The 20080-nt window shown below is 46.3% G+C and carries 20 protein-coding genes; 1 reads left to right on the top strand and 19 read right to left on the bottom strand.

Annotated features, from left to right (window positions below):
- Position 1: 1 nt before the first annotated feature.
- The 11 genes from GPK60_RS00290 to GPK60_RS00240 form a co-directional block, all read right to left on the bottom strand.
- Complete coding sequence (locus GPK60_RS00290) at positions 2 to 1486, bottom strand: SpoIIE family protein phosphatase (RefSeq protein WP_022118006.1); 1485 nt, start codon at positions 1484 to 1486, stop codon at positions 2 to 4.
- A gap of 151 nt (positions 1487 to 1637) precedes the next feature.
- Complete coding sequence (locus tag GPK60_RS00285) at positions 1638 to 1952, bottom strand: septum formation initiator family protein (protein WP_022118005.1); 315 nt, start codon at positions 1950 to 1952, stop codon at positions 1638 to 1640.
- Positions 1953 to 1974: 22 nt separating this feature from the next.
- On the bottom strand, positions 1975 to 2421 hold the full coding sequence (gene yabQ / locus GPK60_RS00280) for a spore cortex biosynthesis protein YabQ (protein WP_022118004.1): 447 nt from the start codon (positions 2419 to 2421) through the stop codon (positions 1975 to 1977).
- The gene (gene yabP / locus GPK60_RS00275; protein WP_022118003.1) at positions 2421 to 2708 is read right to left on the bottom strand and encodes a sporulation protein YabP; all 288 of its coding nucleotides are present in this window, start codon (positions 2706 to 2708) and stop codon (positions 2421 to 2423) included. Before yabP ends, yabQ begins: the two co-directional genes overlap by 1 nt.
- Positions 2709 to 2790: 82 nt before the next feature.
- Positions 2791 to 3030: an RNA-binding S4 domain-containing protein gene (locus tag GPK60_RS00270; protein WP_022118002.1), complete on the bottom strand. Its 240-nt coding sequence runs from the start codon at positions 3028 to 3030 to the stop codon at positions 2791 to 2793.
- Between the two features lie 79 nt (positions 3031 to 3109).
- Positions 3110 to 3439 (bottom strand): HU family DNA-binding protein, encoded by a 330-nt coding sequence (locus GPK60_RS00265; protein ID WP_173866135.1) that lies wholly within the window; start codon positions 3437 to 3439, stop codon positions 3110 to 3112.
- A gap of 47 nt (positions 3440 to 3486) precedes the next feature.
- The gene (locus GPK60_RS00260) at positions 3487 to 3996 is read right to left on the bottom strand and encodes a MazG nucleotide pyrophosphohydrolase domain-containing protein (protein ID WP_022118000.1); all 510 of its coding nucleotides are present in this window, start codon (positions 3994 to 3996) and stop codon (positions 3487 to 3489) included.
- A 1-nt stretch (position 3997) separates the two neighbouring features.
- Positions 3998 to 5731, bottom strand: a complete 1734-nt coding sequence (locus tag GPK60_RS00255; protein ID WP_022117999.1) for a phospho-sugar mutase — start codon at positions 5729 to 5731, stop codon at positions 3998 to 4000.
- 69 nt (positions 5732 to 5800) lie between these two features.
- Positions 5801 to 6841 carry a phosphotransferase gene (locus GPK60_RS00250; RefSeq protein WP_022117998.1) on the bottom strand — a complete coding sequence of 347 codons (1041 nt, stop codon included), beginning with the start codon at positions 6839 to 6841 and terminating at the stop codon, positions 5801 to 5803.
- A 146-nt stretch (positions 6842 to 6987) separates the two neighbouring features.
- On the bottom strand, positions 6988 to 8328 hold the full coding sequence (locus GPK60_RS00245) for a CCA tRNA nucleotidyltransferase (RefSeq protein ID WP_215658618.1): 1341 nt from the start codon (positions 8326 to 8328) through the stop codon (positions 6988 to 6990).
- A 119-nt stretch (positions 8329 to 8447) separates the two neighbouring features.
- Entirely contained in the window at positions 8448 to 9269 is an 822-nt protein-coding gene (locus GPK60_RS00240) for an undecaprenyl-diphosphate phosphatase (protein WP_022117996.1), read from the bottom strand.
- 301 nt (positions 9270 to 9570) lie between these two features.
- Here GPK60_RS00240 and GPK60_RS00235 point away from each other — a divergent pair, with 301 nt between their 5' ends.
- Positions 9571 to 9771, top strand: coding sequence for a cold-shock protein (locus GPK60_RS00235; protein ID WP_022117995.1), 201 nt, complete (start codon positions 9571 to 9573; stop codon positions 9769 to 9771).
- 196 nt (positions 9772 to 9967) lie between these two features.
- Here GPK60_RS00235 and GPK60_RS00230 read toward each other — a convergent pair whose 3' ends face one another.
- The 8 genes from GPK60_RS00230 to GPK60_RS00195 all read right to left on the bottom strand — a co-directional run bounded on the left by GPK60_RS00230 (position 9968) and on the right by GPK60_RS00195 (position 19875).
- A complete protein-coding gene (locus GPK60_RS00230) occupies positions 9968 to 12343 on the bottom strand; it encodes a ribonucleoside triphosphate reductase (protein ID WP_215658617.1) in 2376 nt (791 codons plus the stop codon).
- A 181-nt stretch (positions 12344 to 12524) separates the two neighbouring features.
- Positions 12525 to 13772 carry a GTPase HflX gene (gene hflX, locus GPK60_RS00225; RefSeq protein WP_147632836.1) on the bottom strand — a complete coding sequence of 416 codons (1248 nt, stop codon included), beginning with the start codon at positions 13770 to 13772 and terminating at the stop codon, positions 12525 to 12527.
- A gap of 22 nt (positions 13773 to 13794) precedes the next feature.
- The gene (locus tag GPK60_RS00220) at positions 13795 to 14838 is read right to left on the bottom strand and encodes a tetratricopeptide repeat protein (RefSeq protein WP_215658616.1); all 1044 of its coding nucleotides are present in this window, start codon (positions 14836 to 14838) and stop codon (positions 13795 to 13797) included.
- 154 nt (positions 14839 to 14992) lie between these two features.
- Positions 14993 to 16462: a trypsin-like peptidase domain-containing protein gene (locus tag GPK60_RS00215; RefSeq protein WP_215658615.1), complete on the bottom strand. Its 1470-nt coding sequence runs from the start codon at positions 16460 to 16462 to the stop codon at positions 14993 to 14995.
- A gap of 298 nt (positions 16463 to 16760) precedes the next feature.
- A complete protein-coding gene (locus GPK60_RS00210) occupies positions 16761 to 17264 on the bottom strand; it encodes a PTS glucose transporter subunit IIA (RefSeq protein ID WP_022117990.1) in 504 nt (167 codons plus the stop codon).
- A gap of 86 nt (positions 17265 to 17350) precedes the next feature.
- A complete protein-coding gene (locus GPK60_RS00205) occupies positions 17351 to 17953 on the bottom strand; it encodes a cytidylate kinase-like family protein (protein ID WP_215658614.1) in 603 nt (200 codons plus the stop codon).
- Positions 17954 to 18017: 64 nt separating this feature from the next.
- A complete protein-coding gene (locus GPK60_RS00200; RefSeq protein WP_022117988.1) occupies positions 18018 to 19376 on the bottom strand; it encodes an SLC13 family permease in 1359 nt (452 codons plus the stop codon).
- Between the two features lie 70 nt (positions 19377 to 19446).
- The gene (locus tag GPK60_RS00195; RefSeq protein ID WP_173866127.1) at positions 19447 to 19875 is read right to left on the bottom strand and encodes a hypothetical protein; all 429 of its coding nucleotides are present in this window, start codon (positions 19873 to 19875) and stop codon (positions 19447 to 19449) included.
- Between the last annotated feature and the right edge of the window lie 205 nt (positions 19876 to 20080).

The raw sequence follows: 20080 nt of genomic DNA, 5'->3' as shown, positions 1-20080 counted from the left end.
TCTATCTTCTTCTCATACCGCCCACCAGAACGGTCATATCATCTCTTGCCTGCTGCCTGTCCGACTGCAATACATAGTTCAGCAGGGATCTGGCAAGTTCTTTTGCATTTTCCGTTTCACTTTGCAGAAGATAATCTTTGATCATCTCCTCCGCATCCATCTGCGGCAGGGCATCCATCACGCCATCGGACACCATGACGATATAATCGCCCTCTTCGAGCCGCTTTCTGGTGCACTCATAATCCACATCCTGAAGGATCCCCATCGGCATGCTGGTCGACGTGATCGTCTCAACCCAGTGTTTTCGCTTCAGAAAGGTCGTTGAAGCACCGATTTTTAAGAATTCACAGTCTCCGGTGTAAAGATCTGCCATGCACAGATCCACCGTCGCCGAACTCTGCCCTTCTGTCTGCAAAAGCATCGAACTGTGGATCAGGCGAATCGCCGTCTCTTTGTCAAAACCGCTGCCAAGAAACTGCTCCAGCAGATCGATCACTGCCTCGCTTTCTTTGTATGCCGCAAGACCGGAACCCATCCCGTCTGAAATGCTGAGGATCATCTGACCGTCCGCCGCTGGAAACAGGGAAAAATTGTCACCGGAGATCACTTCTCCGTCCCTGGCGATCCTCGCCACACCGCCGGTCATGTAATACTGTGGTTCCGTATAAAATAAAATGGTACTGTACTCATAATTTACTACGGTTTTCCCCTGTTCATCCGGCATCAGCCTCGTCCCGAACGCTGCAGACAGAAGTCCTGCCACTTCTTTTGTGCGGATGCATCTGCCCTTCTTTGCCGTGCGGAGTGTCACATAGAGCTGTATATTTCTTGGCTGCCGGATACACCAGATATCCTTGAGGATCATCCCGTGCATCCGCAGGCGGATGTCTGCCTGCTGGCGGATGCTCCCGTCTACGCGTCTGACATCGCAGATATGCCCCGCCGCCTTCCGTATGATGCACGCCGTCTCATGGAGCTGGTCCGCCGCCGCACTTCTGCTCTCCATCAGGCGATTGTGCCACAGCATATCCATTCTCGCTTTTTCAATCTGATCTGCCACCGCTTCAAAAAAGAAGTCTCCGTGCAGACATTGTTTCTGAAGTGCCTCTTTTCTGCCATTGTTCAGCTCTTTCCCCTGGATAATGCTCTCTGCGATCCGGTTGAATCTGCAGATCCCCGTTTCACTTCCATAGTCCCAGCACTGTGCTGCGGCCGAACAGCTGCGGCAGACGCTCGTCTGCACCCGAAAGAGCACCTCATCCATATCCTGCCCGGAAAGTTCCTCCTTTTTGGTAACCATGCCCTGAAACATCCCGGAAAGCTGTTCGAAAGAATCTGCACAACGTAGCAGCTCGCTTCTCCCAAGCTCGCCCGCCGGCAATGTGATCTCATCCCGGTTCAGCCACTCCATACTGACCACACGGATGATCTCCCACAAAAGCCAGAAGCTGCTGACCATCAGTGTAATAATGATAAAATCCCCCATACTGCCTCCTCACACAGCCTTTTCCACGCTGCTTTAACGGATTCAGTATAGCGAATGGCTCCGGAAAATTTTGTCAAAGGCGGTACGCCTCCAAAAAAAGTTTTCGACAAAAAAGAAAGGAAGCTTATCACGCTGCCTTTCTCCTTTTTCTTTAGTTCTCTTCTGGTTTAAAAATAATCTCATCTTCATAGACCAGACCAAGCTTGTCCTTGGCAACCTGCTCCGCATACTCATCTGTCTGCATATAAGCTTCCAGATCAGCAATGTCCTGCGTGCGGGCTTCTTCTGCATCGATCTTGTTCTGCAGCTGTGCCAGCTCTTCGACATATGCCGCATTTCTCTGATCCATTGTATGGCCTCTCAGCAAAAATACTGCAATCAGCACAACAATCACAGTAGAGATGCCAAGCTTTCCTCTTCTCTGTGCCGCATCTCTCCTTCTGCGTGTCTGTTTTCTTTTTTTCATATACCCTTCCCGACTTTCTGACTTACTTTTTGACTATGACCATTCTAACCTGTTTTATCTTCTTTTTCAATGCTTTCCTGACCATTTTTCTCAATTTTTTGACCGATTTTCCGGCAGGCATCAAAATCAGCCGGAAAAGACCGGCAATCATGCGGGAAAGAAAGCCGAAAAAAGTCGAAAATACGAGAAGGATCCTCCGACTGAACAGCAAAATATAAAAAAGCATCCCCAGAATCAGTGCCGCCAGCACATACCCCCGGATCTGCCCATAATTCCGATCACGGAACATCAAAAACACAAAAATCCAGGCGAACACCCAGTAAAAAAAGTCTTCTGCTGCGACAAGCCGGCCCCCGTGCGGAAATCCTCTGCGAAACGCACGCAGGATATCGTAGCCCAGCATGATACCTGCTCCTTTTGCAAAGGCCAGCACAAAAAAGAGGGCCTCTGCTGCGATCACCGTGTGCATTACCGGAACAGCCGTCCAAGAAAGGAGGTATCTTTTCCGTTCTCGCCTTTCTGTTCGGAATAAACAAAGCTGTCAATCTTTCCCTCGATATCCACTTCGCCTTTTTCCAGTGTCAGCCGGTTCATATGAAGCTCCTGTCCGCGTATCATCAGCATCCCCTGTGTCGTCTGGAGTACGATCTCATTTAAATCAAAAGAAAGCACATCCGATACCCCGCTGATGGTGCCGCTGTGCCTTCCCTGGATCATTACCCTGTGTGCTGTTCCCTGAGCCTGTTTTTCGTCCATGCCATTCTCCATACACTCTTTGCAAAAGTATATGAAGCTCTGCTTTTGTTTATGCCAGCGTAAAAAAGCTCACATCCGGAAGCTACAGGTATTTATAGAGTTCTGCCGCATTGTCCTTTTTGACTGTCTCCTGCACATCCAGGACTTCTACTTTTACGGCTTTTGTTCCAAACTGGATCTCGATCACATCGCCTGCCTTGACTGCCGCAGATGCTTTTGCCGTTCTTCCGTTGATCAGAACTCTTCCGGCATCACAGGCTTCATTCGCAACGGTACGTCTTTTGATCAGTCTGGAAACCTTTAAAAATTTATCCAGTCTCATAGTCATTTCTCCTTTTGCTGATAAGAAAAAAACTGCCGCAGAAATGTTCCGCGACAGCTGATGATTCCAAATACAGGAATTAGTTGTTGATCATATCTTTCAGTGCTTTGCCTGCTTTGAATTTCGGAGCTTTGGAAGCTGCGATCGTCATCGGTTCGCCGCTCTGAGGATTTCTTCCTTCTCTTGCTGCTCTTTCGGATACTTCAAAAGTACCAAAGCCTACCAGCTGTACTTTTTCACCTTTTTTCAGTTCATCTGCAACGATATCTGTGAAAGCTTTCAGTGCCTTTTCTGCATCTTTTTTGGATAATTCTGTCTGTTCAGCGATAGCTGCTACTAATTCTGTCTTATTCATGGACCTTTCCTCCTGTAATTGCTGTTTTGATTCCTGAGAACAAGGCTGCGGCATCCCGTCCGCTCATCGCTTCCGGAACACAACAGCCTTGTTGGCTATGTTTATTTATAATCGTTATCCCCATATTTGTCAAGGGATTTCTGTAAATGTTCTATGATCTGCTGTGTTGCCAGATAAACTGCTCTTTCCTGAGCTTTTTTCTGATCTTCTGCCATACCTGCCTTCTCGATCTGCTTGATCTCCTTCCAGCTGTCAGCATGTCCGCCTAAAAGCTCATAGCTCTCCTCTCCGAAAACATGCGGATGACGGCGGATCATTTTTTCGCTGATGCTCTGCACGACATCATTGATCGTAAAAAGACCTTCTTCTGCTGCGATCTGGCTCTGTATCACAACCTGAAAGAGCATATCTCCAAGCTCCTCGCAGAGATTGGACGCATCTTTTGTCTGCTCATAAAGATCGATCGCCGCCACTGCCTCAGCTGTCTCTGATAGCATATAGGGCTTCAGGCTTTGATGCGTCTGGGAAAGATCCCACGGGCAGCCGCCCTCTTTCTTTCGCAGCATTTCCGTGATCTGACAGAAATCATCAAAATCATATGTTTTTGCCATTTTACAGCATTTCCTGGATCATAGCTACAACCTGTTTACCAAGAGCTGCGGATTTTGCATCTGCATCTTCCAGGGATGTGCCCTTTACGCCATAGTAGAATTTTACTTTCGGCTCAGTTCCGGACGGTCTCACGCACAACCATGCTTCATCACTCAGATCATAATACAGAACATTTGAGGACGGAAGACCGGTCTTTGTCATTTCGCCGCTTTCCATGTTTTTGATGGTATCTTTCTTGTAATCTCTTGCAGAAAGCACTTTGTAGCCTGCGATCTCGGACGGTGTCTCATTTCTGAGGGTCTCCATGATCTCCTGGATCTTCTGAAGTCCTTCGATACCTTTCAGTGTGATCGCCTGGATGTCATCTTTGTAGTAGCCGTATTTCTCGTACATATCGATCATGGCATCCCACAGTGTCTTACCTTGTGTCTTATAGTAAGCTGCTGCTTCACACAGAGCCATCGTTGCAACGATCGCATCTTTGTCTCTTGCATGTGTTCCGATCAGGCAGCCATAGCTCTCCTCGAATCCGAAGAGGTAGGTTCCTTTTCCACTCTGTTCAAAACCAAGGATCTGCTGTCCGATGTATTTGAATCCGGTCAGGACTTCGATGAAACGCAGTCCGTAGGATCTGGCGATCGTTCCTGCCATGTTTGTAGTAACGATCGTGCTGACTACTGCTCCGTCTTCCGGAAGGCTACCGTTTGCTGCCTTTCTCTGGCTCAGCTCGTATTCTTCAAGCAGGCATCCGGACATATTTCCGGTCAGAGTATGGTATACACCATCTTTGTCTTTGACATGCACACCGAGACGGTCTGCGTCCGGATCGGTTGCCAGAACTAGGTCTGCATCGACTTCTTTTGCAAGTTTCAGTCCCAGTTCGAAAGCTTCTTCTGCTTCCGGGTTCGGATAACTTACTGTCGGGAAATCGCCGTCCGGCAGTTCCTGCTCTTTTACTACATATACATGCTCAAAGCCAAGCTCTTTTAAGACGCGTCTTGCCGGGATATTGCCGGTACCGTGCAGCGGTGTGTAAACGATCTTGAGATCTTTGCTGACTTCACGGATGGAATCCCAGTGGATCACCTGGCTCTTCAGTGCTTCAATATACGGATCATCAATGTTCGCACCGATCACTTCGTAAAGTCCTGCTGTGACTGCTGCATCTTTGTCCATTGTTTTTACGTTTGCATAGTCGGTAACTGCTTTTACTTCAGCCATGATACCGGTGTCGTGAGGCGGTGTGATCTGTGCTCCGTCCTCCCAGTAAACTTTATAGCCATTGTATTCCGGCGGATTATGACTTGCTGTGACATTGATACCTGCCGTACATTTCAGTGTACGCACAGCAAAGGACAGCTCCGGAGTCGGTCTCAGTGACTCAAACACATAAGCCTTGATGCCGTTTGCAGCCAGGCACAGTGCTGCTTCATCTGCAAATTCCGGTGACATATGTCTGGAATCGTAAGCGATCGCTACGCCTTTTTCCTGTGCTCCTACTGACTTGATATAGTTTGCAAGTCCCTGTGTAGCCTTACGCACAGTGTAAACGTTCATACGGTTTGTACCTGCCCCGATGATACCTCTTAAACCGGCAGTACCAAACTCCAGATCCGCATAAAAGCGTTCTTTGATTTCTTTTTCGTCTCCCTCAATTGCTCGCAGTTCTTCCTTTGTAGCTTCGTCAAAGTATGGATTTGCGAGCCACTCTTCATAGACCTTTTTATAATCCATTGTGCTACCTCCATTAAAATATTCAATAGGTGGCTATATTATATAATAAAAAGGTCTAAAAAGAAACCTCTAATGCAGAAACTTTACAAATTCTCGCCGTTTTTTTTCCTGCATATCGAGAATTTCCAGCTTCTGAAGGCTTTTTTCCGGTATCCAGGTTTTGCGGCTGTTGAAATAATGGTTGGCAAGCTTCCAGAATTTTTCCGGATAGGCGAGTCTTATACAAAAATTTTCAAATTCTGCATCGCCAAGCGGACGCACTTCCTGATATGCATGGATCATCTCCATGCCAAGCTTCTGATTCCAGCCCTGCTTTTCCATGATCTTGCGGAAAAACTGATAAAAATCGGAGATCTGTACATCAAAACAGCATCTCGCAAAATTGACTGCCACCGCTCCTTCCCGGTCAAAAAACAGGTTATGCTGACTGTAATCCCCATGGCAGACCCGCCGCTCCCGTATGCACTGCCGGTGCAGAGCATGTGAACTGCTGACACATACCCGTCTGGTTACTTCTTCTGCCTGAGCCATAAATTCCGGATACAGTTCCAGGAAACGGCTCTCAAAAGCGGTCTTTTTCTTTCGTGTCCGCATGAAATTCCGCACCTTTTTCAGCTCTTTTGTGTGCCGCTCGATCTCCTCGTCAAGCGGCTCTGCTATATACTCTAAATTTTTTCTGATTTTTTTCTCTTCTGCCGGATCTGCCTCATCCGTCTGTGCCGCCGCCATCTGAAATTCCTGTATTTCCGGCAGACGCAGGACATTGTGCAGCCTTGCAAGATAATGCACCGCCCCTACAATATCTTCCCGGCTTTTCGTATCACACTCCCGCCCGGAAAACCATTTTTTGACCACGTACCCGTTGCCGTAGCGGTCAGAAGTAACCAGATTTCCTTCGGTATTTTCCAGGAGCAGATCGCAGCGTATCCCTCTTTCTGTCAGAAAAAAAAGCACTCTGTTCTGAAAAAACAGCCGCTCCTGCGAACCGGAAAATTCAGTCACCTGAACAAGCCCTCTGTCCGTATCACAAAGAAAGGAGCCACGCCCCCGCCTTGTGCTTTGCACATGCAGGTCGTACTGCTCCAAAATCACCAGATCTTTTTCATTCACTTTTGATCCCCCCACAATTCCTCTCAATAAAATCAGCTATTAAGATCAAAAATGCCACACGAATTGTTCCTTACTTCGTACTCTCACAATTCTGGCACCTAAAGCTACTCTATCTTATGAAATGCAGGGGGCAAATATACGGGAAGTTATCCTTCGGTATTTCGCAGTTCTCTGCTTTTTCCGATCAGCCATTCCCGCTCATTTCGCTGCGGCTCCTCTAATACCAGCTCCAGCAGCTTTGCAAGGATCTCGCCCATCTCTTTGCCCGGCTTCATGCCGTCTTCGATCAGATCTTTTCCGCTGATCTTCAGATCTTTGATGCAAAGGCACTGCTGTTTCTCTAAAATGGTGTGATACAGGGCTGTCAGCTCTTTTAAATAAGCTTTCTTCTCCGGCTGCCACTTCGGGGACTGAGCCAGGGTATCTGCCATTTTCAGTTTCAGAACCTCTGCAAAAGCGTCTGCCCCGACTTTGCTCACTGCTCTTCGCACCGATTTTTCGGTCAGTTCCGGTCGCAGATCGTGGTATCGCACATAAACTTTGACTTTATTTAAAGTGTCGTTGTCGAATTTAAGACGATGCATGATATTATTTGCAAGCTCGGCACTGATCTTTGCATGCCCGTGAAAATGGTCGATCCCGTCTGCGTCCGTGGTATGTGTCTGCGGCTTGCCGAAATCGTGAAACAATGCCGCCAGACGCAGCGTTTTGTCTGCCTCTATGTTCCTTAAGGCTTCCAGCGTATGTTCTCCGACGTTATAGCAGTGATGCGGGTTATTCTGCGGTGTCTCCATCGTGCGGTCAAACTCCGGCAGAACAACTGCCGTGATGCCGTACTCCCAGGCATACCTCAGATAATCCGGATGTGGGGAAACCAGCAGTTTGACCAGCTCCGTCTGGATACGCTCGGCACTAATCTTTGAGAGCGTCCCCGCCAGCTTTTTCGCCGCTTCTGCCGTGTCCGGATCGACCGTAAATCCGAGCTGTGCCGAAAAACGGACAGCACGCATGATACGCAGTGCATCTTCCCCGAAACGTTCTTCGGCATTGCCGACGCAACGGATCACTTTCTGCTCAATGTCCGCTCTTCCGCCGAACACGTCCACAAGACCCTCGCTGTCATTATACGCCATGGCGTTGATCGTAAAATCACGGCGACGCAGGTCTTCTTCCAGATTTGCCGTAAAAGTCACTTCTTTTGGATGTCTTGCATCCTCATATTCTCCATCCACACGATAGGTCGTCACTTCATAACCTTCTTTTCCCATCAGAACGGTTACCGTTCCGTGCTGGATCCCGGTATCGACCGTGCGTAGGAACAGTTTCTTGACCTGCTGCGGTGTCGCAGAAGTCGTGATATCCCAGTCATTTGGTATCCGTCCAAGAATCGAATCACGCACGCAGCCGCCGACCGCATAGCCTTCATATCCATGTTGTTCCAGTGTTTCGATGATCCGTTTCACATCATCCGGAAGTGTGATCTTCATTCTCTTATTTCTCCTTTCTGTTATTCTGTCTGTAATTTTTCCAGGTACTTTCACAGTCTGGACGTAAAATCCACGGAACTGTTTTCTGCAATTCCACCTGTCTCTGTCTCAGAGCAGAATTACCGGAATGTAAAAAACAAAATCACCAGGATACCAAGTACGATACGGTACCAGCCGAAAATCTTGAAATCGTGCTTTCTTATGTAATTCATCAGAAATTTGATCACCAGAACCGATACAACAAATGACACTGCCATACCGACCAGCAGGATCATCATTTCTGCCCCTGAGAAAGCCAGACCAAATTTCAGGATCTTTAAAAGACTGGCTCCTGCCATGACCGGAACGGCCAGGAAAAAGGTAAACTCTGCTGCGGTTGTTCTGGAAAGTCCGATCAGGATACCGCCAAGAATGGTCGCACCGGATCTGGAAGTTCCCGGAAAAATGGCCGCGATCAGCTGGAAAAGTCCGACCAGCATCGCATCCCGGTATGTGATCTGGGCAATACTGGTGATGCGTGCTTTTTTCGTCTGATTTTTATTTTCGATTACAATAAATAAAATACCAAACACGATCAGTGCCGTTGCTACCGTCTGGTAATTGTAAAAAAGCTCGTTGATCTGGTCGTCAAACAAAATACCGACCACCGCCGCCGGAATGCAGGCTGCGATTACTTTGAACCACATAGAAAATACGTCTTTGCGAATCGTGTCTTCGCCCTTTTTAAAGGAGAACGGAAACAGCTGATTCCAGTAGAGCATTACGACCGCAAGGATTGCTCCAAGCTGGATCACTACCAGAAATACTTCCAGAAACTCTTTTGACACGTTCAGTTTGATCAGTTCATCGAGAATGATCATATGACCGGTGCTGCTGACCGGAAGCCATTCTGTGATTCCTTCCACGATTCCGAACAGGATCGCTTTTATGATTTCTGACATCTCATCTTCCTTTCTTTTTGCTGTTTTGTGGCTTCCTGACAAAGGATTTCCTACCTTTTTTATCAGGATTCATGCCCGGAAACAGTATCAGTATAACCGATATACAGGTGCAAAACAATACACAATTCTCTTGACATTTGCGGTGGTTAAATCTATAATATCCGTTGAGGGATTTATTGGATGAAAGTAATTCACTAGTTATTAGAGATTATACTCACCCCTATATAATCTGTAATAACTGGTGGATTTTTTTAACTCAAAAGTCCACAATAAAATTTTATTATCTAATGGAGGTACCATCATGAACAAAGGTACAGTAAAATGGTTCAACGCTGAAAAAGGTTACGGATTTATCACAGGTGAAGACGGAAACGATGTATTTGTACATTTCTCCGCTATCCAGGGTGAAGGCTTCAAATCTCTTGACGAAGGTCAGGCAGTAACTTATGATTTAACAGAAGGTGCTCGCGGAATGCAGGCAGCTAACGTTGTTAAATGCTAATTGATCGGATGAACTGAAGATTCTCCAAAAAATACCGCTTCTCATTCATAAACAAATGAGGAGCGGTATTTTTCATTATGTTTTATGCCAAACATCAGGGAAGTCCTTTAAAATCCGGGCTTCCCTTTTTTTCTGATTTTCAAGAATGCCTCTGGCATTCTTGCTGCGAGTCCTGAAATTAAGAATCACTTCACAATCAGACAGTCTGTTTTACATCTGCCACATATTTCTTGATGTTTGACGCATTCACGTATTTCTTTGCTTTTGTGCCGTCTGTCACCACCAGTGTCGGTGCCTGCATGATGCCGTATTTTCTTACAAGATCCTGATTTTCCTCTGCATCGATGATCTGATAATCTTCTCCTTTGAGAATCTCTTTTGCGATCTTGCAGTTCGGACAGGTCTTTGTCGTGAACAGGTATTTCACGCTCTCCGCCGGCTTGATCTCAACATCTTCTTTGCGTACAGTCACAAGGCTGGTCTTGACTTTTTTCATACAGGAATGCTCTACATCATAAAGTTTACGGTTTTTGTACTCCTGTGTCTTGCCGTCATTCCAGTTCTGAACCGGACGGTAGTAACCGGTGATTCTGCTGTAAACTTCGGATTTCTTACCGCAGATCGGGCAGGTGAAATGCTCGCCTGCAAGGTAGCCGTGTTCTTTACAGACAGAGTAGGTCGGTGATAGTGTGTAGTACGGCAGGCTGTAATTCTCTGCGATCTTGCGTACCAGTGCTGCGGCGGCTTTCCAGTTCGGCAGCTTCTCACCTAAGAATGCATGGAATACCGTTCCGGAGGTATAAAGAGTCTGAAGTCCGTCCTGAATATCCAGTGCATCGAAAATGTCCGCCGTATAGCCAACCGGAAGATGGGAGCTGTTTGTGTAGTACGGTGTATCACCCGGCTCGCCGGCTGTGATGATATCCGGATACTGCTCTTTGTCGTGTTTTGCCAGACGGTAGGTCGTGGACTCTGCCGGTGTTGCCTCCAGGTTGTAGAGATCTCCGTACTCTTCCTGGTACATCACCAGTCTGTCACGCATATGGTTCAGCACTTCTTTTGCAAAATCCTGCGTCTCCACATGAGTAAGGTCTTTGCGAAGCCATTTTGCATTGAGTCCGACTTCGTTCATACCGATCATACCGATCGTGGAAAAATGATTTGCAAAAGTTCCGAGGTAACGTTTTGTATAAGGATACAGTCCTTCGTCCAGCAGTTTGGAGATCACATCTCGTTTGATTTTCAGGGAACGGGCGGAAATATCCATCATACGATCCAGTCTCTTATAGAAATCCTCTTTTGTCTCGGACAGGTAAGCGATTCTCGGAAGGTTGATCGTCACAACGCCCACACTTCCGGTACTCTCTCCGGAACCGAAAAATCCGCCGCTCTTCTTACGCAATTCACGCAGATCCAGACGCAGACGACAGCACATACTTCGTACATCGCTCGGCTCCATATCGCTGTTGATATAGTTTGAAAAATACGGTGTACCGTATTTGGATGTCATCTCAAATAACAGGCGGTTGTTCTGTGTATCGGACCAGTCGAAATCCTTTGTGATCGAGTAAGTCGGGATCGGATACTGGAAACCGCGTCCGTTTGCATCGCCCTCGATCATCGTCTCAATAAAGGCACGGTTGATCATATCCATCTCTTTTTTGCAGTCTTTATAGCAGAAATCCTGCGGCTTGCCGCCCACGATCGCCGGAAGCTCGGCAAGATCAGCCGGAACCGTCCAGTCCAGTGTGATGTTGGAGAATGGTGCCTGCGTACCCCAGCGGCTCGGTGTATTTACGCCGTATACAAAAGATTCGATGCATTTCTTGACTTCCGGATAGTCCAGATTGTCCACTTTGACAAACGGTGCCAGATACGTGTCAAAAGAAGAAAATGCCTGTGCTCCTGCCCATTCATTCTGCATGATGCCGAGGAAATTGACCATCTGATTGCAAAGTACGGACAGATGTTTGGCCGGTGCCGATGTGATCTTGCCCTCAATGCCGCCAAGTCCCTCTGTGATCAGCTGTTTCAAAGACCAGCCTGCACAGTATCCGGTCAGCATCGACAGATCATGGATATGGATATCGGCATTCCGGTGTGCATGAGCGACCTCATCATCGTAAATCTCAGACAGCCAGTAGTTTGCCGTAACCGCTCCCGAGTTGCTCAGGATCAGACCGCCTACGGAATAAGTAACCGTAGAATTTTCTTTTACACGCCAGTCTTCTACTTTCACATAACTGTCCACGATCTCTTTGTAGTCCAGGATCGTAGATTTCATATTGCGGATTTTTTCTCTCTGCTTACGGTACAGAATGTACGCCTTTGCCACATCTGCATAGCCGGCCTGAACCAGTACATTCTCCACGCTGTCCTGAATGCTCTCCACATCGATCTTGTCGTCTTTGATCTTTTTCTGGAAATCAGCAGTCACTCGCAAATTCAGCAGATCTACCATGTCTTTGTTATACTGCATCTGTGTCGCATCAAATGCTTTCTCAATAGCGCACCCGATTTTCTGAAGGTCAAAGTCTGCGACTTCGCCGTCCCTTTTTACTACCTTAAACATATATATTATCTGCTCCTTCCGCATGATTATCGTCTTTTTCATCCGCCTCCCGGCAGATGCTGTCAGGAACTTATTCTAGCAGATTATCGTTTGCGAGTCAATGCAAAAAATACTATATCTTGGATTGTATTTTAAAAATACATACAAGATATAGTATTTTGTTTGTGTGATTTCTGACTTTTTAATATGCAACTTTGCCGTAAATCTCCGCCGGAACAAAGGCTTTTACATAGATTCCGTCGCCCCTGTACTCCTCTTCCAGAAGCTGTCCTTTTGCCCGCACAATCTGGATCAGACCGGCCTTTTCATACGGAAAAACACGCTCTAAAAGGATACTTCTGGCACGCAATATCTTCTCCAGCTCGTCCTTCAGATCATCAAGCCCCTGCCCTGTTTTTGCGGAAATTTTTAAAGTTTTGTCCGCTTTCATGTCTTTTAAAATTTCCGGGTTTTCAATACGGTCCTGCTTGTTGAACAGCGTCAGGATCGGCTGATCCTTCACACCGAGATCTTTTAATGTCTCATAAACAACATGCATCTGTTTTTCCTTCTGCGGATTGGACGCATCCACCACATGGATGATGATGTCCGCATACTTTGCCTCTTCCAGCGTGCTCTTAAAGGCCTCGATCAGATGATGCGGAAGTTTGCGGATAAACCCGACCGTATCCGTCAGAAGAATATTCTGACCGCCCGGCAGTTCCAGAAGGCGTGTCGTCGGATCAAGGGTTGCAAAGAGCTTATCTTCCTCCAGAACACCGGCATCTGTCAGTGTGTTGAGCAACGTGGACTTGCCAGCATTGGTATAACCGACGATCGCCGCAACCACCATCTGGTCTTTTTTTCGTTTGCTCCTTATCAGCTCACGGTGCTTCTGCACCTGTGCAAGCTCTGCCTTGAGCTGCGAAATGCGGGCATGGATCAGTCGTCTGTCCATCTCCAGCTTTTTCTCACCCGGTCCTCTCGTACCGATACCGCCTCCGAGTCTGGAGAGCGAATTGCGAAGTCCGACCAGCCTTGCCGCACGGTAACGCAGCTGTGCAAGCTCAACCTGGATATTTCCCTCGCTTGTGTTGGCTCTCGCCGCAAAAATATCCAGAATGATCAGCGTACGGTCCATGACTTTGCAGTCCAGCTCTTTCTCCAGATTATTAAGCTGTGCCGGAGAAAGCTCGTCATCGCAGACAATGCCGGTCGCTCCCAGTTCCTCCATCAGAAGGGCAATCTCCTCGATCTTTCCTTTTCCGACATAGGTGCCCGGGTGGATCTTTTCACGATTCTGGATCACCCTTCCGACCACCAGTGCCCCGGCTGTCTCACAAAGCTCTGCAAGTTCATCCAGAGATTCTTCCACATCTTCCGAAAAACTCTCCTGAACGCCGACCAGGATCACCCTCTCTTCCAGTTCTTTCATGTCATATGGCTGCATAAATGATCCTCCTTCTGCATAATTATCTGGTCTTCAGGAAATTATTTTCCCGGATACCCGCCTCGTCCGCAGGATAATTTTTCACATATTTTGCTGCTTTTTCTTTTGCGGTCGCAAAATCCAGCTTCCTTTCATAGACAACAATCTCGTTAAAATACAGATCCTGTTTTCCTTTGTCGTTTGAAAGTGCCAGGCCTTTTGTGATGTTTTCCAGGGCACTGTCATAATTTTCATCCGCAATATCACACAGTACCATGCCATTGTATGCCTCCGGTGTCTCACCGTATTTGTCCATGTACTGCTGATAAAGCTGCCTTGCGTGTGCGGTGTCATCCTGCTTCATATAAGTTCTGCACAGAAGCATGGTCGAACGCTCATCCATGCTGTCTGCCATTTTATTCAGCTCTGTCTTTGCATCGTCATAATCGCCAAGAAAATAATAAATTCTCGCTTTCTGGTAGATATCTTCAGAATCGTCGCTGTTGATCGCCAGAGCCTGCTGAAGATAAGCATCCCCCTCTGCGGAAAGATTCTTGTCATCATAACATTCATAAATATTCAGAAGCAGATCGTAGTCCTGCGGAGATAATTTGACCGCAGTCGTAAAGTCCACACCTGCTTTATCCTTCTCATCCAGCTCCATATAGCACAGTCCCTGAAGATAATAAGCATCTGCACTGTCCCCGAAAGTCTGGATCGTATCGCAGACTTTGGCCGCCCCCTCGTAATCGCCGGACTGATACAGTGCCGTTGCCTTGTACATCAGAATATCTTTCCTCACATCTTTCTGCTTCTCTTTTGTCAGATCCACTGCACGGTCAAACGCCTCTACCGCCTTGTCGTATTCTCCAAGTGCCATATACGCCATGCCGCTGCCGCGGTAACTCTCCACGAGATGCTTCCCTTCCTGCTCTGCGGAAGAAAAGCTGGTCAGTGCTTCCTCATAATTGCCGCTGTTTATCTGTTCCATTCCCTGATCTATATAGTAAGTATCCTGCCCAAGCAGACTGCATCCGGTCATGGAAAGAGCTGCCGCTGTCAGAATGATCGCAAATCTTTTCTTCATAAGTATACTCCTCATCTATGTTTCTTTTCGTCAAAAAACCCTCTACAGTATAGCATTTGAAAAGCCGTACTGTAAAGGGTCGTTGTAAAATGTCAGGGGCAAACTTTGTATCTGTAGTTTGGCTGTATGAAAATTTTTAAGATATTTTTTCTGTTCAAAAGCTTTTCTGGCTGTTTGAGAAACGGAAATAGTTTCCGGAATTGTCATCGGAACCGCCGTAATTATACGGATCCTGTCCCTGGTTCTGATCCTGACTTTCGTCACTGCCGGACTGCGGGCTGCTTCCGCTTGTGCTGCTGTCCGCTTTTCCGAGGGTGACGGTAATGTTTTTTTCCGTATAACCATTGCCATCCGGTACCTGTAAGGTTACTTCTACTTCTTCGCCTGCTTTATAGTATTCCAGACGACTTTTCAGTTCGCTGATATCGCTGACGGATTTGCCGTCAAATGCAGTAATGATCGAGTTTGCTGTGATACCTGCCTGCTCTGCTGCCCCGCCTTCGGTTACCTGTGACACAAAGACACCGGACGGAATGCCATAAGCTTCTGCTGCCTCATCACTTACACCGGTACCGGAGATACCAAGGCTTGCTTTCTCATCATCGGAGACTTTTGTTCTTGTCGTCTCATTCATCAGCTCTTCAATCGTATCATATGCATCGTTCATAGAAATTGCATAACCCATACCTTCTACTTCTGTGGAAGCCAGTTTGGCGGAGTTGATACCGATAACTTCGCCGTTCATGTTCAGCAGAGCACCACCGCTGTTGCCAGGGTTGATGGCTGCATCGGTCTGGATCAGGCTGATACCGTCATAGCTTGCTTCACTGCTGTCTTCCGAATCCAGTGTACGATTTGTAGCACTTACAATACCGGTTGTCACAGACTGACCATATCCAAGTGCATTACCGATGGCTACAACCTGTTCGCCAACTTCCAGTTTGGAAGAATCACCGATCGTTGCCACAGAAATCTTCGACATCGTATCGCTTGAAATGCTGGAAAGCGGAACGGCTACAACTGCAAGGTCTTTATCAGAATCGGTTCCTTTGATCGTTGCCTCATAAGTTTCATTATCTACAAAGGATACCGAAACCGTCTCTGCACCATCAATGACATGATTGTTGGTGGCGATCAGCAGTTCGCTGTCATTCTTTCCGATGATGATACCGGAACCGGCACTTTCGACTTCCTGCTGCTGAATGGAATTACGTCCGCCGAACATTCCGAAATAATTTTCCACTTCCTGAACTGATTTGCTTGTGATAGAAACGATAGAAGGCATTGCGGATTTTACAATGTCAGTCACATCCATCGTACCCTTTGAAGTTGTGCTGGAAGTTGTTTTCAGAAGACTGCTCTTTGTTGATGTCGTTGCCTGTGCCTCTGTCTGTGTGGAAGTTCCGAACAGAGCATTTACTCCCTGATAAGATCCTGCTGCAACGCCTCCGAAGAGAACGGCACTTAATGCAATGGCTCCGACTTTCTTTGCAAATTTTACCATCTTTGCATTTGGTTTTTTGTGGTTCGGTGTGTTGTTGTTTTCATCAAATTCATAGTGATTGAATCCATCGTGATTCTCGTTGTTGTAATTGTTGTTATCGAAGTTATACATATCTGACATAATGACTACCTCCTGTATTTGCTCATCCGGTTTTCCTTTTCAGAAACCTGATGTTTATTATTCTTTGTTGTTCTTGTTCTTTATGTCTAACAGTATATCCGCGATTTGTGTTTGAAATGTTGTAAATATGTGATGAGTCTGGGGTGATTTTGTGAAGAAAGTGTGCCCTGGCGAAGACATCACTAATAGTAAAACAGTCACCGTTCTGGAGACTAAAAAAACTTCAGACAGAGTGAAGTTTCACTCTGTCTGAAGTTTTTTATAAGAAATATTATGTTTTTGTATAATACTGTCCGGATTACATCTCTGCTACTACGGTCTCGCCTGCAACTGCATCCATACCGGACATCAGTTTTACCGGTGGGCACTCATCGCCGTTGGTAACAATCAGCATTGTCACGTCACGCAGACCATGTGCTGCGATTGCAGATTTGCTGAAACCGATCAGGTTGTCACCTGTTTTTACTTTATCACCCACGGTTACATATGGTTTGAAGCCTTCTCCGTTCATGCCTACCGTATCTACACCGATGTGAAGCAGTAGTTCTACTCCATTGTCCAGTCTCATACCTACTGCATGGAAAGATCCGTCCATAACAACGGTGATTTCACCGTCAGCCGGAGCAGTCAGAACTTCGTTTTCCGGGATGATCGCAATACCGTCACCCATGATCTTTGCTGAGAAAACACCATCGTTTACTTCCTCAATCGGAATTACTTTTCCGGTCAGGTATGCTTTCATAGTTTTGCCATTTGCAGCTTCTTCTGATTTTGCAGCTTTTTTCTTGAAAAATGATAACATAATTTCCCTCCTGTTGTTTCATTAATTTTCACACTACTAGAGTAAATCATATCATAGATTGCAGAGAAGTTGCAAGGCTCAATCCATTATTTGTGATATTTTCTTACTAAGTCGATGTAATGTTTTGCCTGTTCCACGCATCCGTCCACACCGACACGACTGCTGTTTACCACCAGATCATAGTTTCTGGAATCTCCCCAGGCGATCGGGCAGTAACGATTGTGATACTGTTTTCTTCTTTTATCTTTTTCTTTCATGAAGCCCAGAGCATCTTTTTCGTTCATATTATAATATTTCATAATACGCTCTGCCTTCTGTGGCTTGTCACCACGGATAAAAATGGATACCATGCTTTCGTACTCACGAAGGATTGTCTCGGAACAACGTCCGACTACCACAAAAGACTCTCCTGATTTTGCTTTTTCTTTCAGGAAATCAAACTGCAGGTTTGCAACGTTCTGCTCCGGTGAACTGTTCAGTCCGCGAACAGTACGATACAGAAAGCGGTTCCATTTCAGTTCATCATATGCTTCGAGATCTTCACTTTTTAAATTTTTCTTTGTTGCGATCTCTTTTAACAGGTCATGGTCATACAGTGCAATGCCATAATCATCAGCAAGTTTCTGTGCGACTTCATGACCGCCACTTCCGAACTCACGTCCTACCGAAATAATTAATTGTTTTTCCATTTTGCTCAGCCCCCTTTTATAGGTATAATGTTAAAGCCAAATGATGTCATACGTGACCCTGGCATCATAAATATCTGACGTAGATCATCGCCAGAGATATTGCTACTACTATTATAGTAGCAGGAGCCATATATTTGCAATACTTTCCCCATTTAATAATATGACCTTCTCTTGCTGCGGTTGCGATACCTACAACGTTCGCCGATGCACCGATCGGTGTTGCACTTCCTCCGATATCGGTACCGATCGCCAGTGCCCATGCAAGAACAGTCAGGTTGACACCGGCTACATCGGATGCCAGATCCGTGATAACCGGGATCATGGTCGCTGCGAATGGAATGTTATCGATAAAGGCACTTGCCACTGCAGATACGATAATGATAATAGCAATCATAACAGCAATATTTCCGCCACTGACAGATCCGATAAAGCCTGCCAGAATTTCCAGAACACCGGTTTCCTCCAGACCACTTACGACAACAAACAGTCCGACAAAGAACAGCAGTGTTTTGTAATCTACTTTTTTCAGAAGTTCCAGTGCATCTTTTCCTGCCACGATCAAGGTTACGATTGCAATAGCAACACCGATCGTCGATACAGTCAGCCCCGTCTGTGCATGTGATACCAGAAGCACGACAGCACACAGGAAAATAATACAGCTTGCGATAAATCCACGTTTGTCTGTGATTGCTTCCTTCGGATCTGGATAAGAAGCATGATCTTTTTTATTTGCCCCGTTCTTTTTCAGTTCTTTTCTAAATGCAAAGTAAAAATAGATAACGACAAATACCAGGGATACGACTGCCATCAGACCAGTATTGGTAATGAAGTCGGTGAAAGAATATCCCAGGGATGTACCGATGATAATGTTTGGCGGATCTCCGCACATCGTTGCCGATCCTCCGAGATTGGCACAGAAGATTTCCGATAAGATCATCGGAACCGGATCAAACTCCAGAAGCTGTGACAGTTCGATCGTAACTGCTGCCAGAAACAGGATAACGGTGATACTGTCGATGAACATAGCCAGTACGAAAGACAGCAGCATAAACGTCATAAAGATCGGAATAACCTGATATTTTACCATCTTTGCGATTTCCATGCAGAGCCAGCGGAAGAAACCGACTTTTGCCATACCTTCTACCATGATCATCATGCCGGCGATAAAAATGATCGTCTGCCAGTTGATACCGGAAGAAGCCTCGCTGGATTCACCTGCTGCATACCAGAATCCGGTTGTAAAGAAACTCTGTAAATTCAGGGTACGCATGATCGCCCCCATGCTGTGCATACCAAGCCCAAAGACCAGAAGCAGGGTCAGAAGACCGCACGCCAGCGTGATCCACTGCCTTTCCCAGATCTCCAGAATGATCAGCAGGAACATGGCAAGGAAAATGATGATTGCTAATACTTGTGCTAACATTTGTGTTCTCCTTTTTTCACATAATCGATATCCGCACCAAAAGCTTTGCAGATATCATCTTTCGTTTGTATCAGATGCTAAAAGCCAGTCTCCTGTGCTTTTGCCCATCCTGACTGTGAATATAGGAAATCACGAGATTTCGCTTTCTGGAACAGTGCTCATGTATGCTTCTTACATTTCGTTCAAAAAAGCAGAAGCAGCCGCACCAGATCGCTGACAGGAAAAACAGCATATGCAGACGCATATTGCCATCCCGAAACTCTCTGCTCCGCTCCAGAAAAATAAGGCGACTGATCCGCCTTGTATGTACTTCGTCTATTTCTGCAGACTCCTGTGCTCTTACAAGAGACATCTTCATAAGACATGTGGCTGTCTGGACAGATACCCTCTGCTGCTGAATCAACTCTGTTTTCATATGTGCCAGCCCGATCGTCGAAAAAATCAAAACTGCTACAACCACAAAAACCGGTATCACTCTTTTGCCAACTGACAGCCTCATGTCCTCACCTCCTGTAGTATGTCCGCTGTTTATCCGAAAATTCATCGTCAGTAAAGCGGACATTCACAATCCGCTTCTCTGCGTTCAAATTCCGTCATATTTTTCATAATATTTGACCGTTTTTGATGTTATTTTATTCCAGCAACAACTTTACAACTTTTTGAGGTATTTGACAATAGATTTTTTTAAGAAAATGGTTTATTTT

The organism is Ruminococcus sp. MCC718, assembly GCF_018783905.1.
GTDB lineage: Bacteria > Bacillota > Clostridia > Lachnospirales > Lachnospiraceae > Hominisplanchenecus > Hominisplanchenecus faecis.
Note: the sequence above shows the minus strand (reverse complement) of the source record. Positions and strands in the feature narration are given on the sequence as shown.

Bases quoted from the DNA above. Each gene is read 5' to 3' on its own strand.
- GPK60_RS00290 (WP_022118006.1), bottom strand. From the start codon at position 1,486: ATGGGGGATTTTATCATTATTACACTGATGGTCAGCAGCTTCTGGCTT.
- GPK60_RS00285 (WP_022118005.1), bottom strand. From the start codon at position 1,952: ATGAAAAAAAGAAAACAGACACGCAGAAGGAGAGATGCGGCACAGAGA.
- yabQ (WP_022118004.1), bottom strand. From the start codon at position 2,421: ATGCACACGGTGATCGCAGCAGAGGCCCTCTTTTTTGTGCTGGCCTTT.
- yabP (WP_022118003.1), bottom strand. From the start codon at position 2,708: ATGGACGAAAAACAGGCTCAGGGAACAGCACACAGGGTAATGATCCAG.
- GPK60_RS00270 (WP_022118002.1), bottom strand. From the start codon at position 3,030: ATGAGACTGGATAAATTTTTAAAGGTTTCCAGACTGATCAAAAGACGT.
- GPK60_RS00265 (WP_173866135.1), bottom strand. From the start codon at position 3,439: ATGCCGCAGCCTTGTTCTCAGGAATCAAAACAGCAATTACAGGAGGAA.
- GPK60_RS00260 (WP_022118000.1), bottom strand. From the start codon at position 3,996: ATGGCAAAAACATATGATTTTGATGATTTCTGTCAGATCACGGAAATG.
- GPK60_RS00255 (WP_022117999.1), bottom strand. From the start codon at position 5,731: ATGGATTATAAAAAGGTCTATGAAGAGTGGCTCGCAAATCCATACTTT.
- GPK60_RS00245 (WP_215658618.1), bottom strand. From the start codon at position 8,328: ATGAAGATCACACTTCCGGATGATGTGAAACGGATCATCGAAACACTG.
- GPK60_RS00240 (WP_022117996.1), bottom strand. From the start codon at position 9,269: ATGTCAGAAATCATAAAAGCGATCCTGTTCGGAATCGTGGAAGGAATC.
- GPK60_RS00235 (WP_022117995.1), top strand. From the start codon at position 9,571: ATGAACAAAGGTACAGTAAAATGGTTCAACGCTGAAAAAGGTTACGGA.
- GPK60_RS00230 (WP_215658617.1), bottom strand. From the start codon at position 12,343: ATGTTTAAGGTAGTAAAAAGGGACGGCGAAGTCGCAGACTTTGACCTT.
- hflX (WP_147632836.1), bottom strand. From the start codon at position 13,772: ATGCAGCCATATGACATGAAAGAACTGGAAGAGAGGGTGATCCTGGTC.
- GPK60_RS00220 (WP_215658616.1), bottom strand. From the start codon at position 14,838: ATGAAGAAAAGATTTGCGATCATTCTGACAGCGGCAGCTCTTTCCATG.
- GPK60_RS00215 (WP_215658615.1), bottom strand. From the start codon at position 16,462: ATGTCAGATATGTATAACTTCGATAACAACAATTACAACAACGAGAAT.
- GPK60_RS00210 (WP_022117990.1), bottom strand. From the start codon at position 17,264: ATGTTATCATTTTTCAAGAAAAAAGCTGCAAAATCAGAAGAAGCTGCA.
- GPK60_RS00205 (WP_215658614.1), bottom strand. From the start codon at position 17,953: ATGGAAAAACAATTAATTATTTCGGTAGGACGTGAGTTCGGAAGTGGC.
- GPK60_RS00200 (WP_022117988.1), bottom strand. From the start codon at position 19,376: ATGTTAGCACAAGTATTAGCAATCATCATTTTCCTTGCCATGTTCCTG.
- GPK60_RS00195 (WP_173866127.1), bottom strand. From the start codon at position 19,875: ATGAGGCTGTCAGTTGGCAAAAGAGTGATACCGGTTTTTGTGGTTGTA.